Here is a 16,900-nt window from a genome sequence, read left to right on the forward strand (position 1 = left end):
GGTGACCACCCCGCGAGATGTTGTCCGGATCGAGACCTACCGCGGCAGCCACCGCTCCACCGAGGCCAAATCGGCGTCGGTCACGCCGACCGCGGGGTCGATCGGCACGAGCAGCGTCGGCACGTCCCGGCGCGCGAGAAACTCCTCCTTCGCCCCGGCGCGCAGGTCGAAGTCGTCGTCGAGCCAGGCCAGCGGCCGCCCGTAGGCGAACCGCGCCACCGCCCGGTACTTCCACGCCGGCCCGGTGTCGGCATGCGGACCGGCGAACTCGATCACTGGCAACGGCGGAAGCCCGAGCACGGCGCCGACCGTGATGTTGGCGTCGTGCGCCCAACTGCTGGCCCACACGAGTTCAGCACCCGTCCGCTCGGCGAGCCCCCGCAACGCGGGACCGTGTTCGGGCCGCAGCCACGCTTGCCTGCGCTGCCCCCACCACCCACGCCTGAAGTGGTGCGCGACATAGCCCGGCGGGCACGTCCGCGCGGCCCACGGGTTGAGTACCCCGTCGATGTCGAGCAGCAGCAGTGCCCTCATGCCCGCGTCAACACCACTTGTCGGGGCGGCGGTAGGCACGGCCCTCCCTGCCGGCCACTTCGTCAGGCAACAAGGAATCCCGGAGGTGATCTCTGTTGATCAGAAAGGAGGTGACATTGGCCGACAGACGGAGTTGGGGAGGTTGACGGCCAGGCGGACAAGCTAGGTAATTTGGTCTCGTGGGCGCTAGTTCGGCCGTGGCGTGAACGGCCGGAGTCAATTCAGTATCCGTGGTTACCAAGACTGTTGGATCCCCATAACTAACCTCCCACGCACCACCTCGACCTCAGGCCGCAAGGCGGTCAGCGCGGCCAGGTAGGTCTCCTGCCGACGAGCCGCCTCGGGCTCACCAGCCACGATCGTCGTGAAGCACCGAACTCTGACGGCATTGTTTACTCTGCGTTCTCCTGAGTACCGTCTGTGGTTGCGTACTCTAAACACATACGACGCCGATCATGGCCGGCAGGGTGGCCCCTTCAGGGGCCACATTTTTCTCGCGAATGCGCTCACTCGAGGCCGGCGACCTTCTTCGCCTCTGTCAGGACGGTTTCCAGCATCGCTGGGGTCAGTTTGCCGGTGAACGTGTTCTGTTGGCTCACGTGGTAGCAGCCCAGCAGTGTCAGTGGGGCTGGGCCGCTCAACGGGACGGTCGCGCCGTGGCCGAACTTCGGGCGGGGTACGGGGATGTGCCAGCCGGCGGCCGCGAGTACCGGTAGCAGGGCCTGCCAGCCGAACGCGCCGAGCACGACGATCACGCGGAGCGTCGGTGCCAGTAGGGCCAGTTCGGCGGCGAGCCAGGGGCGGCAGTTGTCCCGTTCGGTCGGGGTTGGTTTGTTCTCCGGTGGGGCGCACTTGACCGGGGCCGTGATCCGCACGCCGTACAGCTCCAGGCCGTCGTCCTTCGAGACGGCTGTCGGCTGGGAGGCGAGGCCAACCGCGTGTAGGGCCGCGTACAGGACGTCGCCGGAGCGGTCGCCCGTGAACATGCGGCCGGTGCGGTTCGCGCCGTGGGCCGCCGGGGCCAGGCCGACGATCGCGATGGACGCGTCGGCCGGGCCGAAGCCCGGTACCGGGCGGCCCCAGTAGTCCCAGTCCGCGAACGCGGCGCGTTTGACCTGGGCCACCTGCTCGCGCCAGGCGACCAGGCGTGGGCAGCGGCGGCAGGTCGTCACCTGTTGATCGAGTTCTGCCAGGTCGGTCACCCGACCCAGCTTGCCAAAGCCGTAATCTGCGGCGCATGGCAGACAGCGAAGAAGAGAGTCGCAACCCACCTGACCCCACCGACGACCTCGTCACCACCTCGCACACGCTCACCGTCAAGCGCCGCAAGCTCAACTACACCGCCACCACCGGCCGGCTCGTGCTGCGGCAGGAGGTGTTCACCGACGGCAAGTTCGACGGGCACCTGCCCAAGGCCGAGGTCTTCCTCACCGCGTACACGCTCGACGACGCCGACCCGACCCAGCGACCCGTCACGTTCGCGTTCAACGGTGGGCCCGGCTCCTCCAGCGTGTGGCTCCACCTCGGGTTGTTCGGCCCACGCAGGGTCGTGTCCGGCGACGCCGGGGACCTCGCGCCGCCGCCCTACGGGCTGGTCGACAACCCCGAGTCGCTGCTCGCGCACAGCGACCTCGTGTTCATCGACCCCGTCGGCACGGGCTACTCGCGGGCCGTGAAGAACGAGAAGCCCGCCGACTACCACGGGTTCCAGGCCGACCTCGACTCGATCGGCGAGGTCATCCGGCTGTGGACCACGCGCAACGGCCGCTGGCTGTCGCCGAAGTTCCTCGCCGGCGAGTCCTACGGCACGACCCGCGCCGGCGGGCTCGCGCACCACCTGCAGCAACGCCACGGCATGTACCTCAACGGTCTCATCCTGATCTCGGCGGTCCTCGACTTCGCCTCGCTCGACTTCACCAAGGGCAACGACCTGCCGTACTCGACGTTCCTCCCCACCTACGCGGCCATCGCGCACTACCACGGGCTGCTCGGTGACCGTCCGCTCGCCGAGCTGCTGTCCGAGGCGGAGGAGTTCGCCGCCCGCGACTACCCGTGGGCACTGTCGCAGGGGCACCGCCTGTCCGCCGAGGACCGGGCGGCGACCATCACGAAGCTCGCGTCGCTGACCGGCCTGTCCGAGGACTACCTCGACCGGGTCGACATGCGGGTCGAGCACGTCCGCTTCTACACCGAACTGCTGCGACACCGCCGCCAGGTCGTCGGGCGGCTGGACGGCCGGTTCACCGGATGGGACCCCGACTACGGCCGCGAGCACTGGGAGGACGACCCGTCGTTCACCGCGCTCACCGGCGCGTACACCGCGGCGCTCAACCACTACGTGCGTGCCGAGCTGGAGTACCCGAACGACCTGCCCTACGAGGTGCTGAGCCTCTCCACCCACGAGGCGTGGTCGTACAAGGAGTTCGAGAACAAGCACGTGACGGTCGTCGACAAGCTCGCCACCGCGATGCGGGCCAACCCGCACCTGAAGGTGCACGTAGCGTCCGGCTACCTCGACGGCGCGACGCCGTACTACGCGACCGAGCACGTGCTCGCGCGCCTCCAGCTGCCGGCTGACCTGCGGGAGAACATCGAGATCGCGTACTACGAGGCCGGACACATGATGTACGCGCACGAGCCGTCGAGGGTCCAGCAGTCGAAGGACATCGCGGAGTTCATCCGCTCGGCCGCCAACCGTTGACAATGGACTGAACGAGTTATAATCACCCAACTTTTTCACTGGGGTGATGTTTCGTGCGTTCTTTTCGTGGTCCGTTGGCCAGATTCGGCCTGTTACTCGCCGCGGCGGTCCTCGGTCTCGTCACCACCACGACCGGGGCCGCCGCGGACCCGACGGAAACGCCCGAGACGGTAGAGACAACAGAGACGCCGACGGAGGCTCCCGCCGAAGGGCCCAGCACGAAGTCCACCGTCTACGACCTCGCCATGACCGCCACGTTCGACAAGCCGTCCTACGACACCGGCGAGAAGATGGTCATCACGGTGACCGTCACGAACAACGGCACCGGCGCCGTGAACACCCGCGCGAGCTTCTTCCGCCAGATGCCGGACCTCATCCGGATCGACGCCGAGGGCCCCTTCGTGAACGGGGAGCGGTTCGTCCTCGAGGCCGGTGAGACCGTCACCCACACGCTGACGGGCCAGATGCCCAACCCGGACATCACGACCGGCACGCTCTACGGATGGCTGACCGACGAGACCGGCGCGACACAGCCATATCTGTTCACCGTGCCGATCGAGCGGACGGTCACGCACGCGGCGGGTGTCGTGTACTACGACAAGAACCGCAACAAGCAGTTCGACGAGGGTGAGGGACAGCGTGACGTCATGCTGACCTGGACCCTCATATGGCACAACAGCTACAACCGCCCGGTGACGACGGACGCGAACGGTGTGTTCCGGTTGGACGACCTCCCGACCGGGGCCTACGGCGTGGGCGGCACGGGCCTTGGCGGGTTGCAGGTCGGCTACACCGCGGTGGACGTCGGCAAGTCCGGTGTGGACGATCTGGCGCTCCGTGGCACCGCACCGGTCTACGGGCTGACCCCGAAGCTGGAGTTCACAAAGGACAGCTACGCGGCAGACGAGTCCCCCGTGGTGCGGGTGACGCTGACCAACACGAGCGACGTGAAGCTGACCGGGATCGTCGCGACCTGCAACCGGGCGGCCATGCCCACCAGCCTCAACGGCACGGGCGACGGCTGGGGCGCCCTGCGGGACGGGGTGGATATCCCGCCGCACTCGACGGTGACCTTCGAGGTCACCGAACCCATGCCGCCCTTCTCCCCCGCTCTCGGGCTCGTCACCGTCGGCTGCGAGTTCCGTTATCCGGAGGTCGAGTCCTCGCACAACCCGTACAGCTTCGACCGGGCCGCGGTGCCCGGAGTACAGGGACGCCTCAGCGGCACCGTGACCAACGACTACTCCGGGCCAGGAGTCGGCGGAGTCCGGCTCGTCATGGTGCCGGACCTGGAATACATGCCGGCGACGTGCGCGATCGTCGCCGAGACCACGACCGCCGCGGACGGCACATTCACGTTCCAGCAGGTGCCCGTCGGCATCTACCTGATCTACATATTCCCGCCCCCGGGCTTTCGGGCGGAGCACGGCAACCCGTGGGGAACCGACGTGTACGGCGACGGGGACAACCGCATGGGCATCGTGGTGGTGCCGGGCGAGGCCCGGGCGCCGGAACTGCCCGCGTGCGTGTCCGGCACAGGCGGACCAACCCAAGCCACCACGACCACACCGAGGACACCGGTCACCACGACCAGGCCGGCCCCGCAGGGCGGGCGCGTCCCAGCGCTGGCCAACACCGGCGCGAGCATCCTCACCCCGGGCGTCACCGGACTGCTGGCCCTGCTCGCCGGCACCGGACTCGTGGTCACGTCCCGCCGACGCAGAACGAACTGATTTCACTGGGGTGATGTCTCGTGCGTGGTCCCTTGGCCAGACTCGGCCTGTTACTCGCGACGGCCGTCCTCGGTCTCGCCACGACCGCGACCGGTGCCGTCGCGGACCCGACGGAGACGACCGAGCCACCGGGCACGCGGTCGACCGTGTACGACCTCGAGATGACCGCCACGTTCGACAAGCCGTCCTACGACACTGGTGAGGACATGACGATCACCGTGACCGTCACGAACAACGGCACGGAACCGGTCACCGCGCGGACGAACTTCTTCACCTTCGGACCGGGCTCGGTCACGGTCAATCCCGAGAACCCCTTCGAGCAGAACAACCCCGTCACGTTCGAGCCCGGCGTGAGCGTCACCCACACGATCGTCGGTGCGATGGGCGACCCGAACGTCACGACCGCGACGCTCTACGGCTGGCTGTCCGAGGAGTCGGGCACGACACAGCAGTTCACCTTCACCGTGCCGATCGTCCCGACACTCGGGCACGCCTCGGGCCTCGTGTACTACGACAAGAACCGGAACGGGAAGCCCGACGATGGCGAGGGACAGCGGGGCGTCACGCTGAGCTGGACCAACCAGCTGCACTACGAGACCTCCCTGACCGTGACGACGGACAAGAACGGCATGTTCCTGCTGGAGAACATCCCGACCGGGCCGTACGGCGTGTCCGGTGAGGGGCTGGGTGGGCTGCAGGTCGGCTGGGAACGCGTCGTCATCACCGAGTCCGGTGTGGACGATCTGCTGTTCCGGGGCGCGGCGCCGCTGCACGGGCTGATCCCGAAGGTGGAGTTCACGAAGGACAGCTACGCACCCGACGAGGACCCGGTGGTGCGGGTGACCCTGACCAACACCGGCGACCTGCTCCTGGCCGGGATCGTCGCGACCTGCAACCGGGAAGGCAGCAGCGGGAGCCTCAACGGCACGAGCGAGGGGTGGGGCGACCTGGCACAGGACGGCGTGAACCTCGAACCGCACTCGACCATGGTTCTCGAGGTCACCGAGCCCATGCCGCGCCGCGCACAGGCCTACGGTGTCGTGACCGTCTACTGCGAGTTCCGCTTCCCGGAAGTCGAGTCCTCGCACAACCCGTACAGCTTCGACCGCGCCGCGGTGCCCGGGCTACAGGGAAGCCTCGGCGGCACCGTCGCCCACGAGGAGGTCGGCGTCGGCGGTGTCCGGCTCGTGCTGGTGCCCGACCTCGAACGCATGCCGGGGGCGGTCTGTGGGATCGTCGCCGAGACCACGACCGGCGCGGACGGCTCCTTCACGTTCGGGCAGGTGCCGGCGGGCCTCTACCAGATGTACCTGTTCCCGCCCCCGGGTTATCAGGTGCAGTTCGACAATCCGACCCAGCTCTACGTGTTGGGCAACGACGAGGCCATGGTGCTCCCCACGGTGGTGCCGGGCGACGCGCCGGCCCCGAAGCTGCCGACCTGCGAGTCCGGCGCCGGCGGTCCCACGACGGCCACGCCAACCACCACGACGACACCGAAGACGCCGGTCACCACGACCAGACCCGCACCGCAGGGCGGGCGCGTCCCCGCACTGGCCAACACCGGCGCGAGCATCCTCAACCCGGGCGTCGCCGGACTGCTGGCCCTGCTCGCCGGCACCGGACTGGTGCTCGTTTCCCGCCGGCGCGGGACGAACTGATCGTCCAGCGTTCTGTCGCGAGAAGACGGGTCGCGCGCTGACGGAGTTACGCTCGCGCGAATAGTGTCGCTGGCGGTCGCGGGGGTTCCGACCGCTCCCTTTCCCCTGGGGTGATCGCTGTGCCTTCCTCACGCAACCCGTTGGCCAGACTGGGTTTGGCGTTGACCGCCGCCGTGCTCGGTCTCGGCGTGGCCACGGCGGCGGCCGTCGCCGACCCGACCGAGACCACCTCGCCGCCGGTCGAGACAACAGAGACCACACCAACCGCCGAGCCGACCGAGGAGTCGACGGAACCGGCGACGACCGAACCCACCGAGCCGTCCACCCAACCGTCCACATCGGACCCTACACTGACGCCGACCGAGGAGCCGGAACCCGGCCCGGCAAAGGAAGAACCGGCCGTGGCGTCCATTCTGGACGTACAGATGACGACCGTGTTCGACAAGCCGTCGTACGACACCGGCGAGCAGATGACGATCAAGGTGACGGTCCGGAACGCCGGCGCTGACCCGGTGGACGTCCGCGTGGACTTCGTCCCGTTCGGGGCGGACGCGATCCTGGTGGACTACCCGAACCCGTTCGATGGCGGGAACCTGTTCACCCTCGCCGCCGGCGCGGAGCGAACCCACACGATCACCGGCGCCACGGGCAACGCGAACATCACGAGCGCGAAGCTGCACGGTTGGGTGTCCGCCCCCAACGGGCAGACCCGGGCGTTCTCCTTCGCCACGCCGATCGAGCAGACGACCGGACGCGTGGCGGGCACCGTGTACACCGACCGGAACGACAACGGCAGGTTCGACGCCGGCGAGGGACAGGGCGGAATCACCCTGACCTGGGTGAGCTGGTGGCAGCACGGCCCGACGCTGACCACCACGACCAACGCGACCGGCGGCTTCTCCCTGAACCTGCCAACGGGGCGGTACAGCATGAGCGGCACCGGGCCGGACGGGCTGCGGGTCGGTTACCAGCAGCTCACCATCGACGAGTCGGGCATGGACGATCTGCTGCTCCGCGCCGTCGGACCACTCTCCGGGCTGACCGTGGACATGGAGTTCACCAAGGAGACGTACGCCAGGGACGAGGCGCCCGTGGTTCGGGTGACGCTGGTCAACAGCGGTGACCGGACACTGCACGGGATCGTCGCGAACTGCAACCGCGGCGGCTCCAGCCACGAGTTGGCAGGCACCGGCCCCGGCTGGGGCGCCCTTGCCGACGACGGACTGACCCTCGCTCCACACTCGACCACGGTCCTCGAGGTGACCGAGCCGATGCCGGAGTTCGCCTACGAGTACGGCGACGTGTTCGTCCTGTGCGACTTCGGCTACGAAGGCGTCGACGAGCTGAGCAACCCCAGCGACTTCGACCGGGCCCTGGTGCCGGGCCAACGTGGTGACGTCGAGGGCTCCATCCGTGCCGAGGGCACCGGCATCGCCGGCGTGCGGGTCGTGCTGGTGCTCCAGGACGGCGCCTGCCCGGTCGCGGAGACGGTGTCCGACGCGGCGGGCAGGTTCGCGTTCAAGCTGGTGCCGGTCGGCATCTACGACGTGTACCTGTTCACGCCCACCGGTTGGCGGGTCACCTATGAGAACCCGACCAGCATGCAGGTGATCGGCCACGGGACGGCGTCCCTGTACCTCGAGGTGGAGCAGGGCACCGCGGTACCGCCGACGCTGCCGAACTGCCCGTCCGGCACACCGGCACCGGCCAACCCGGCCCCGGTGGCGCAGGCCCGACCCGCGCCAAAACCGGCTCTGGCGTACACCGGGGCGAGCATCGCCGCACCGGCGATCGTCGGTGGACTGGCACTGCTCGTGGGCACCGGCGCGGTGGTCGCGACCCGCAGGCGCAAGCCAGCTGATGAAAACTGACCGACCAGGCAACCGGACGCACGGTTTGGGCGTGCACCTCGGGAGACACTGTCACGCGACCGAGGTGATAGCCGTGCGTTCCTCGAACAGACGCGTGTCCAGACTGGGGTTGGCAATAGTCGCCGCGATACTCGGTCTGGTCACGACCACAGCACTCGCGAGTGCAGACCCGACGGACACTCCGTCGACACCGCCGTCGACGGAGTCCTCGGCACCCACCCAGCCGTCGGAACCATCCGAGCCGTCCGAACCGTCGACACCGCCGTCGTCGGAGACCTCGCCACCGCCGGGGTCCGACGAACCACCGGCGCCGAAGTCGACGACGAAGGACGTCACGGTGACCGCCGCGTTCGACAAGGCGTCCTACGGCACCGGAGAGGACATGACGATCGGCCTGGCGCTCAAGAACACCAGCGCCGACGACATGAGAGTGTCGGTGTCCTTCGACCGGCGGGCATCGAACCCGAACTCGGTCTACGTGACGGCCACGACCACGTTCAAGGAGTACGCGGAGTTCACCATCGCCGCCGGCGCGACCGTCACCAACGTGCTGACGGGCACCGTGATCAACCCGAACGCCACGGCCGGCACACTGATCATCTCGCTGGCCGGTCCTGGCGGACCAACGGAGTCCACCTTCACCGTGCCGGTGACGAAGAAACTCGCGACCGCCGCCGGAACCGTGTTCTACGACCGCAACGGCAACGGCGAGCAGGACCGGGGAGAAGGCGTACGCGCCACGCTGTCGTGGGAGAGCAAGGTCGACCTGCAGTACGAGCCGACGACCACGGCGGGCGCGGGTGGCGCCTTCTCGGTCGAGCTGGTTCCCGGGAAGTACATCGTCCGAGGCACCTCGGGTGACTTCCTGGTGACACCGCAGGAGGTGACCGTGCCGGCGTCCGGTGTGGACAACCTGGTGTTCGAGGCACGCCCGACGCTGACCGACCTCGACGTGGAAATGGTCTTCACCAAGGACACGTACAAGCCGACCGAGGCGCCGACCGTCCGCGTGACGCTGACGAACAACGGCAACACACCGGTGAGCGAGGTCATCGCGGACTGCTTCCACAGCAGCGACTGGCCGGGCCTCACGGGCACCGGCGCTGGCTGGGGCGACCTGGCCGGCGGCGGTGTGGCCGTGGCGGCGAAGTCGACGAAGGTCCTCACCGTCACCGAGTCCATGCCGGCACAGGCCGAGAACTTCGGTTACGTGTCGGTCGACTGCGTCTTCGCCTACGCGGAGCTGACCGGGGACCTCGACAACCCGCGAGCCGGCGACAAGGCCACCGTGCCGGGCAAGTCCGCCGTCGTGAAAGGTGCGGTGAGCGTGGGACCCGACCTGTCCGGCGCCGGTTTCCGCGTGGTGCTGACCGGCGCGGACGGCAAGTGCCCGATCATCGCGGAGGCGACGACCGACGCGAACGGCAGGTTCACCCTTGGCGAGGTGCCGGTCGGGGAGTACATCGCCTACGTGCTACCCCCGACACCGCGGTGGATCTTCAAGGGCAACAACGACAAACCGGTGACCGTGATCGCGGGCAGGGAGAACTTCATCGGCTATGTGGCCTTCCCGGCCGAGGCCGACAACGACTTCCTGAAGCAGCCACCGACGTGCGGTGGCGGCGGCGGTGGACCGGGCGCCACTCCACCCGGCCCGCAGGGCAGCACCAAGCCGGGGCTGGCGTACACCGGAGCGAGCATCATCGTGCCGGGTGTCGCCGGGCTGCTCGCGCTGATGGCGGGAATCGGGGCGGTGCTGGTGACTCGCCGACGCAAGGCCAGTTGATCTGTCCATAGTGGAGGGCCGGTGTTGGCCGCCACCGGCCCTCGGGGCAACCACGAGCACGAGCGGTACGTCCACCACCCATGAGCACTCTCGAAGGTCCGCCGGTCGACCAGGATCTGCTCGACTTCGCCGTCGACCTCGCGTGCCGGGCCGGCTCGCTGGCAGCCGACCGGTTCTTCGCCGGCGACGCCCACAGCTCGGTCAAGCCGGACGGGACCGAGGTCACCGAGTCCGATCTCGCCGTCGAGGAGCTGATCCGCGGCGAGTTGGCCCGACAGATGCCCGGTGACGAGGTCTACGGCGAGGAGGCCGGCACGACGGCCGGCACCTCGGGTCGTCGCTGGGTGATCGACCCCATTGACGGCACCTACTACTTCGCCCGCCGGATCCCCATTTTCAACACCCGGCTCGCCTTCGAGGACGAGCACGGCCCCGCCATCGGCGTCATCCGGGAGCCGATCGCACAGCAGACGATCTTCGCGGCGCGCGGACGCGGGTGTTGGCGATCCACCGGCACGGATGCCACACCCATCCGGGTGAGTGACCGCACCAGGTTCGGCGGCGCCAGGACCGGCATGGGCAACCCCGGCACATGGCCAGAAGAGCTGCTGCTCGCCCTCCACCGCCGCGTCTTCCTCAGCACGAGCGGCGACGACGTCGGACTGGTCACCGGCCAGATCGACGCATACGTCATCGCCGGCTTTCCGATGGGCTACGAGGACCTCGCCCCGCTCCCCGTCATCGTGGGTGAAGCCGGTGGACGCGTCACCGACCTCGCCGGCAACCCCGTACTGACCGGCGACGGCACCGTCCTCGCCACGAACAACCACCTGCACGACGAGTTCCTCGCGCTGGTGGCCGGCCTCCCCACGGCCCGGGACTGGCGAGCCCTCAGCTGACCCGAGACACGCCGCGGGGCCGGGCGCGCGAGCACCCGGCCCCGTGACGACCGAAACCTAGTTCAGATACTGCTCACCGTTGGTCACCGCGGCCCAGGCGTCCACGTTGCCGTTGCCGTAGAAGCCGTTGAACTCCGTGGTGCCCGCGCAGGTCGCCGTGTACGAGTCGTCGCGGCCCTCGTCCAGGTAGTCGACCGTGCGAGGAGTGGGGCACGGCTTCGCGAACGCCGTGTTCTCCAGCACCGTCTGCACGTCGTCCGGGTCCATCGACACGCCACGTCCGGTGTACCGGCCGTACTCCGACACGATCAGCGCCGCGACGCCGGTCGCGTGCGGGGCGGCCATCGACGTGCCCTGCAGGAACTGGTAGTAGCCGCACACCGTGCCACGGCACGCCTTCTGCACGCCCAGTGCCACGCCGTCCGGCGTGATCTCGCCGGTGGCCGGGTCGATCGTGCCCTCGGCGATGCCGACGTTCTTCGGGTACGTCGAGAGGATCATGTTCTCGTTCGTCCGGAACAGCGGGGTGCCGAAGTAGTCCCGGAAGAAGCCGCCCGGTGCGGACACCGAGATCTGCTCCAGGCCGTAGCTGGAGTAGTCCGCCTTCGCGCCGGACGGGCCGTACGCCGAGACACCGATCGTGTTCGGGCCCTCGATCGGCAGGACCAGGCAGCTCGCGTTGTCGATGTCACGCGGGTGCGTGGTGCCCACCGGGAAGTTCGGGCTGCTCAGGTCGTCGTGCGGGTCGCCGTTGTCCTCGTGCTGGTTGCCGAGCGACACGACCTGGGTGACGCCCTTGCGGTGCGCGTAGTTCAGCGCGCGCGTCATCGCGGTGGTGATGGTGCGCTGCTGTGCCTGCTGCTCGGGCGAGTCCGCCGGGTTGGCCTGGCAGTTGTACAGCCACGGGTCGACGAAGAACGACATGTTCACCACGTCCAGGCCAGCGTCGCCGGAGTAGGTGATCGCGTCCACGACCGGCTGTAGGAAGAACGAGCCGGAGTCCTGGCCGCCGCGGATGTTCACAATGGACACCCGCGGGGCCACGCCGGAGACGCCGAGGCCGTTGGCCGCCGCGGCGATCGTGCCGGCCACGTGTGTGCCGTGACCGCCGTCGTCCCAGTTCGCCGGGTCGACGCAACCGCGGAACTCGCACGGGCCGTCGACGGTGTTGCCGTTCTCGTCGACCGGGATGTCGTGGGTGAAGTTGCGGGACAGCACCCGGTCGAAGTTCGGTGCGATGTCCGGGTGCGAGCCGTCGACACCGGTGTCGAGCACGCCGACCTTCACCCGCCGGTCACCGGCCTGCACCGTGCGCGAAAGGTCGGAGCGGACCGACGTCAGGCCCCACAGCTGGCCGTCCAGCGGGTCCATGCCGACCGGCGCGGCCCGCTTCTGGCCCTGCCCGGCCACGCCCGTGCGGTTCTCCTTCTCCACGGCGTTCTCGTCGGCCAGCGCCCTGGTGGTCGGCGCGTGTCCGATGGGGACGGTCCGGCTCGTGTACAGCACGTCCGGCACGCTCGCGAGCCGCTCGGCGAAGCCGTTCTCCGGTGCCGTCACGGTCAGCAGGCCGGCCACCGCGTTGGCACTTCTCACCGTGCCGCCGGCGGCCCGCACCACCCTCGTGACGGAGTCGACCCGCACCCCGTCCCTGGCCAGCACGCTGTACTCGACGGTGCTACCGGACAGCTCGGGCTGGGCGGCGGCGGTGGCGACAGGCAGCGACATCACGGACGCGGCCATGGCCACCGGCAGTGACAACAACGACGCCAGCAACAACTTCCGTTTCACGCACTTCCTCCTCGCGGTTGGTTCAGGGCACGACAGATCTTTCCTCAGCGAAGTGACATGCGCTCGGGTGACCACCCTCACGCGGAACCAGTTCCGGCACCTCCTGGGCACAGATCTCCTGCGCTTTCCAACACCGGGTGCGGAACCGACACCCGGATGGCGGATCGACCGGGCTCGGCACGTCACCCTCGAGGCGGATGACCTGTCGCTGCCCGCGCACGGTCGGATCGGCCACCGGCACCGCGGAGAGCAGCGCCTGCGTGTAGGGGTGGGTGGGGTGGTTGTAGATCTCCTCCTCGGTGCCGATCTCCACGATCTTGCCGAGGTACATGACCGCGACCCGGTCCGAGAGGTGCCGCACCACGGACAGGTCGTGCGCGATGAACACATAGGACAGTCCGAACTCGGACTGCAAGTCCCCCAACAGGTTCATCACCTGCGCCTGGATCGACACGTCGAGGGCGGACACCGGCTCGTCGCAGATGATCACGTCCGGCCGCAGTGCCAGCGCGCGGGCGATGCCGATGCGTTGCCGCTGCCCGCCGGAGAACTGGTGCGGGTACCGGTTGATGTGCTCCGGGTTGAGCCCGACGACGTCCAGGAGCTCCCGGACCTTACCGGCACGGGAACCTTTCGGCGCCACTTCCGGGTGAATCTCGAACGGCTCCCCCACGATGTCGCCGACGGTCATCCTCGGGTTGAGCGACGTGTACGGGTCCTGCAGCACGATCTGGATGCTGCGCCGCAGCTTGCGCAGCTCGGCGCCCCGCATGGCGAAGATGTCCCGTCCCTGGAACAGCGCGCTGCCGGCGGTCGGCGGTTCGAGCCGCATGAGCACCTGCGCGAGCGTGGACTTGCCACAGCCGGACTCGCCGACCACACCGAGCGTCTCGCCCTTGTTGAGCTCGAACGAGACGCCGTCGACGGCCCGCACGTGCCCGACCGTGTGCTTGAACATCACCCCGACCCGGACCGGGAAGTGCTTGACCAGGTCACGAACCTCGAGGATCGGCTCAGCACCCGATGTTTCGCTCCGCTCAGACACGGCTGACCAGCTCCTCGGCGAAATGGCACTTGGACGTCCGCCCGAAACCAAGACCGTGATCCCCTGGCGCGTCGGTCGAGCATTTGTCCTGCGCCATGAAACAGCGCGGATGGAACGGGCAGCCGGGCGGAATGGCGAGCAGGCTCGGCGGTAGGCCCTTGATCGTGTTGAGCGTCGCGCCCTTCTGGTCCAGCCTGGGCAGCGACTCCAGCAGCGCGGCCGTGTACGGGTGGCCCGGGTTGCGGTACAGCGACACCGCGTCCGCGTGTTCCACGATCCGGCCCGCGTACATCACCGCGATCCGGTCCGCGACCTCCGCCACCACCCCGAGGTCGTGCGTGATGAGGATCAGCCCCATCTTCCGCTCGACCTGGATCTCCTTCAGCAGGTCCATGATCTGCGCCTGCACGGTGACGTCCAGCGCGGTGGTCGGCTCGTCGGCGATCAGCACCTCGGGATCCAGCGCCAGCGACATCGCGATCATCGCGCGCTGCCGCATGCCACCGGAGAACTCGTGCGGGTACTGCCGCACCCGCCGTGCCGCGTTGGGGATCCGCACCAGGTCAAGCAGCTCGACCGCACGGGCGCGGGCGTCCTTGCGGGACATGCCGAGCCGCACCCGCAGCTGCTCCTCGATCTGGAAACCGACCGTGTAGACCGGGTTCAGTGCGGACAGCGCGTCCTGGAAGATCATCGCGATGCCCTCGGCGCGGACCTCGTTGCGCCGCTCCTCGCTCGCGACCAGTAGGTCCTCGCCGTGGTAGCGGATCTCGCCGCCGGTGAGATGCGCCGGTGGCATGTCGAGGATGCCCATGATCGCCTGCGCGGTGACGCTCTTGCCGGAGCCGGACTCGCCGAGCACGGCCAGCGTCTCGCCGGCGGCCACGTGGTAGCTGACCCCGTTGAGCACCTTCGCCACGCCGTCCCGCGTGCGGAACTCCACGAACAGGTCCTCGACCTCCAGCAGCGGCGCGTCCGTCAGCGCGCCTGGCTCGTCGAGCATGATCACCTCAGCTTCGGGTCGAGAGCTTCGCGGATCGCGTCACCCAGCATCACGAACGCCAGGACGGTCACCGCCAGGAAGCCGGCGGGGAACAGCAGCATGTGCGGTGCGACGCGCAGGTAGGTCTTGGAGTCGGACATCATCACGCCCCACGACACCGCGGGGTCACGCAGACCGATGCCGAGGAACGACAGCGTGGCCTCCGCGCTGATGAACGCGCCGAGCGCGATGGTGCCGTACACGAGGACCGGCGCGAGGCAGTTCGGCAGCATGTGCTTGAAGATGATCCGCGAGGAGCTGGCACCGAGCGCGCGTGCCGCCTTCACGTAGTCCTGCTGCTTCGCCGTGATCGCCGCGGACCGCATGATCCGCATGGCCACCGGCCACTGCAGCACCGCGATGGAGGCCACCACCGCGAACACGATCGGCAGCGCGCCGCGGATCTCCGCGTTGCGGACCAGGTTGAGGATCACGATCGCGCCGAGCACGAACGGCAGGCCGAAGAAGATCTCGCCGATGCGGGACATCAGCGCGTCCACCCAGCGACCGAAGAACCCGGCGAGGATGCCGAGGATGCCGCCGAGCAGCACGGTGAGCACGCTCGCCGCGATTCCTACCAGCAACGTCCATCGCGTGCCGTAGATGACGCGGGCGTACACGTCCCGGCCCTGCCCGTCGTAGCCGAACCACGCGTCGCCGGACGGCGGCTGCCGGAAGAAGTCCAGGTCCTTGTGGTTCGGGTCCGCCGAGGTGAACCAGCTCGGGAAGATCGCGATGACGACCAGCAGCACGACGATCCCGCCGGCGACGAGGAACATCGGCCGGCGCCGCAGGTCACGCCACGCGTCGGCCCCGAGGCTGCGTGGCTTGCCCGGCCCGGACTCCTGGTGCTCGGGCGCGGTCACGTAGGCGGCCGCATCCGTCCCGGTGACACCGGTACTCGGGTCAGTCATAACGGATCCTCGGGTCGATGACGGCGTACATCAGGTCGATGAACAGGTTGACCAGCAGGAACACCAGCACCAGTAGCACGACCACGCCAGTCACGATGGCACCCTGCTTCTCGAGGATCCCGTCGTACACGAGCCGGCCGATGCCGTGGATGCCGAAGATGCCCTCGGTGACGATCGCGCCGGCCATCAGGTTGCCGATGTCCGTGCCGAGGAAGGTGATCACCGGGATCGCTGAGTTGCGCAGCAGGTGGACACCGACGATCCGCCGTTTCGGCTGGCCCTTGGCCAGCGCGGTGCGCATGTAGTCGGCACGCAGGTTCTCCGCGATCGACGTCCTGGTCAGCCGCGACACGTACGCCATGGACAGGCTGCCGAGCACGAACCCCGGGATGATCAGCTCACCCCACGTCGCCTCGGACGACACGGTCGGGGTGAGGATCTCCAGCTCGAAGCCGAGCACGATCTGGATCACGAACCCGATGACGAACGTGGGGATCGCGATCAGGAACAGCGTCGACACCAACACCAGGTTGTCCACGAATCCCCGGCCCCGCAGGCCGGTGAGGATGCCCGCGGTGACACCGATGACGGCCTCGATGGCCACCGCGACGACCGCGAGCCGCAGCGAGACGGGTGCCGCGTTCCCGATCAGCTCACTGATCTCCTGCTCGGCGTAGGTCTGCCCGAAGTCGCCGGTGAGCAACGCGCCCATGTACTTCAGGTACTGCACGACGACGTTGTCGTTGAGGTTGTACTTGTCGGTCATCGCCGCCACGAACTGCGGCGGGCACGGCCGCTCGCCACACATGCCCGTGAACGGGTCGCCAGGCACCGCCCACACCAGGAAGAAGATGAGGAACGTGGTCCCGATGAAGACGGGTATGAGCTGTAACAGGCGGCGGAGAACGTAGCGCCCCATGGAGTCTCCC

14 protein-coding genes are annotated in these 16,900 nt (G+C 68.5%); 6 read left to right on the forward strand and 8 right to left on the reverse strand.

Annotation, left to right across the window (positions count from 1 at the left end):
- Positions 1-36: 36 nt before the first annotated feature.
- Complete coding sequence (locus VF106_RS04145) at positions 37-534, reverse strand: HAD domain-containing protein (RefSeq protein WP_330838192.1); 498 nt, start codon at positions 532-534, stop codon at positions 37-39.
- A gap of 506 nt (positions 535-1,040) precedes the next feature.
- The gene (locus VF106_RS04150; protein ID WP_330838193.1) at positions 1,041-1,736 is read right to left on the reverse strand and encodes a uracil-DNA glycosylase; all 696 of its coding nucleotides are present in this window, start codon (positions 1,734-1,736) and stop codon (positions 1,041-1,043) included.
- A gap of 35 nt (positions 1,737-1,771) precedes the next feature.
- Here VF106_RS04150 and VF106_RS04155 point away from each other — a divergent pair, with 35 nt between their 5' ends.
- From VF106_RS04155 to VF106_RS04170, 4 genes are all read left to right on the forward strand, one after another.
- Positions 1,772-3,235, forward strand: a complete 1,464-nt coding sequence (locus VF106_RS04155; RefSeq protein WP_330838194.1) for a S10 family peptidase — start codon at positions 1,772-1,774, stop codon at positions 3,233-3,235.
- Positions 3,236-3,309: 74 nt separating this feature from the next.
- Complete coding sequence (locus VF106_RS04160) at positions 3,310-4,968, forward strand: COG1470 family protein (protein WP_330838195.1); 1,659 nt, start codon at positions 3,310-3,312, stop codon at positions 4,966-4,968.
- 20 nt (positions 4,969-4,988) lie between these two features.
- On the forward strand, positions 4,989-6,626 hold the full coding sequence (locus VF106_RS04165) for a hypothetical protein (protein ID WP_330838196.1): 1,638 nt from the start codon (positions 4,989-4,991) through the stop codon (positions 6,624-6,626).
- Positions 6,627-6,745: 119 nt separating this feature from the next.
- Positions 6,746-8,497 carry a hypothetical protein gene (locus tag VF106_RS04170; protein WP_330838197.1) on the forward strand — a complete coding sequence of 584 codons (1,752 nt, stop codon included), beginning with the start codon at positions 6,746-6,748 and terminating at the stop codon, positions 8,495-8,497.
- 51 nt (positions 8,498-8,548) lie between these two features.
- On the opposite strand, the gene VF106_RS04175 is transcribed toward VF106_RS04170, so the two are convergent.
- A complete protein-coding gene (locus VF106_RS04175) occupies positions 8,549-8,833 on the reverse strand; it encodes a hypothetical protein (RefSeq protein ID WP_330838198.1) in 285 nt (94 codons plus the stop codon).
- A gap of 1 nt (position 8,834) precedes the next feature.
- On the opposite strand from VF106_RS04175, the gene VF106_RS04180 reads away from it, so the two are divergent.
- Both VF106_RS04180 and VF106_RS04185 read left to right on the forward strand, forming a co-directional pair.
- Entirely contained in the window at positions 8,835-10,283 is a 1,449-nt protein-coding gene (locus tag VF106_RS04180; RefSeq protein ID WP_330838199.1) for a hypothetical protein, read from the forward strand.
- 80 nt (positions 10,284-10,363) lie between these two features.
- Positions 10,364-11,182: an inositol monophosphatase family protein gene (locus tag VF106_RS04185; protein WP_330838200.1), complete on the forward strand. Its 819-nt coding sequence runs from the start codon at positions 10,364-10,366 to the stop codon at positions 11,180-11,182.
- A gap of 57 nt (positions 11,183-11,239) precedes the next feature.
- On the opposite strand, the gene VF106_RS04190 is transcribed toward VF106_RS04185, so the two are convergent.
- From VF106_RS04190 to VF106_RS04210, 5 genes are all read right to left on the reverse strand, one after another.
- Positions 11,240-12,922 (reverse strand): S8 family serine peptidase, encoded by a 1,683-nt coding sequence (locus tag VF106_RS04190; RefSeq protein ID WP_330838244.1) that lies wholly within the window; start codon positions 12,920-12,922, stop codon positions 11,240-11,242.
- 70 nt (positions 12,923-12,992) lie between these two features.
- Positions 12,993-14,015, reverse strand: coding sequence for an ABC transporter ATP-binding protein (locus tag VF106_RS04195; RefSeq protein ID WP_330838201.1), 1,023 nt, complete (start codon positions 14,013-14,015; stop codon positions 12,993-12,995).
- On the reverse strand, positions 14,008-15,018 hold the full coding sequence (locus VF106_RS04200; protein WP_414638848.1) for an ABC transporter ATP-binding protein: 1,011 nt from the start codon (positions 15,016-15,018) through the stop codon (positions 14,008-14,010). Before VF106_RS04200 ends, VF106_RS04195 begins: the two co-directional genes overlap by 8 nt.
- A 2-nt stretch (positions 15,019-15,020) precedes the next feature.
- Entirely contained in the window at positions 15,021-15,971 is a 951-nt protein-coding gene (locus tag VF106_RS04205; RefSeq protein WP_330838202.1) for an ABC transporter permease, read from the reverse strand.
- On the reverse strand, positions 15,964-16,890 hold the full coding sequence (locus VF106_RS04210) for an ABC transporter permease (protein ID WP_330838203.1): 927 nt from the start codon (positions 16,888-16,890) through the stop codon (positions 15,964-15,966). Before VF106_RS04210 ends, VF106_RS04205 begins: the two co-directional genes overlap by 8 nt.
- Between the last annotated feature and the right edge of the window lie 10 nt (positions 16,891-16,900).

The organism is Actinophytocola sp. (genome assembly GCF_036378875.1).
Taxonomy (GTDB): Bacteria; Actinomycetota; Actinomycetes; order Mycobacteriales; family Pseudonocardiaceae; genus Actinophytocola.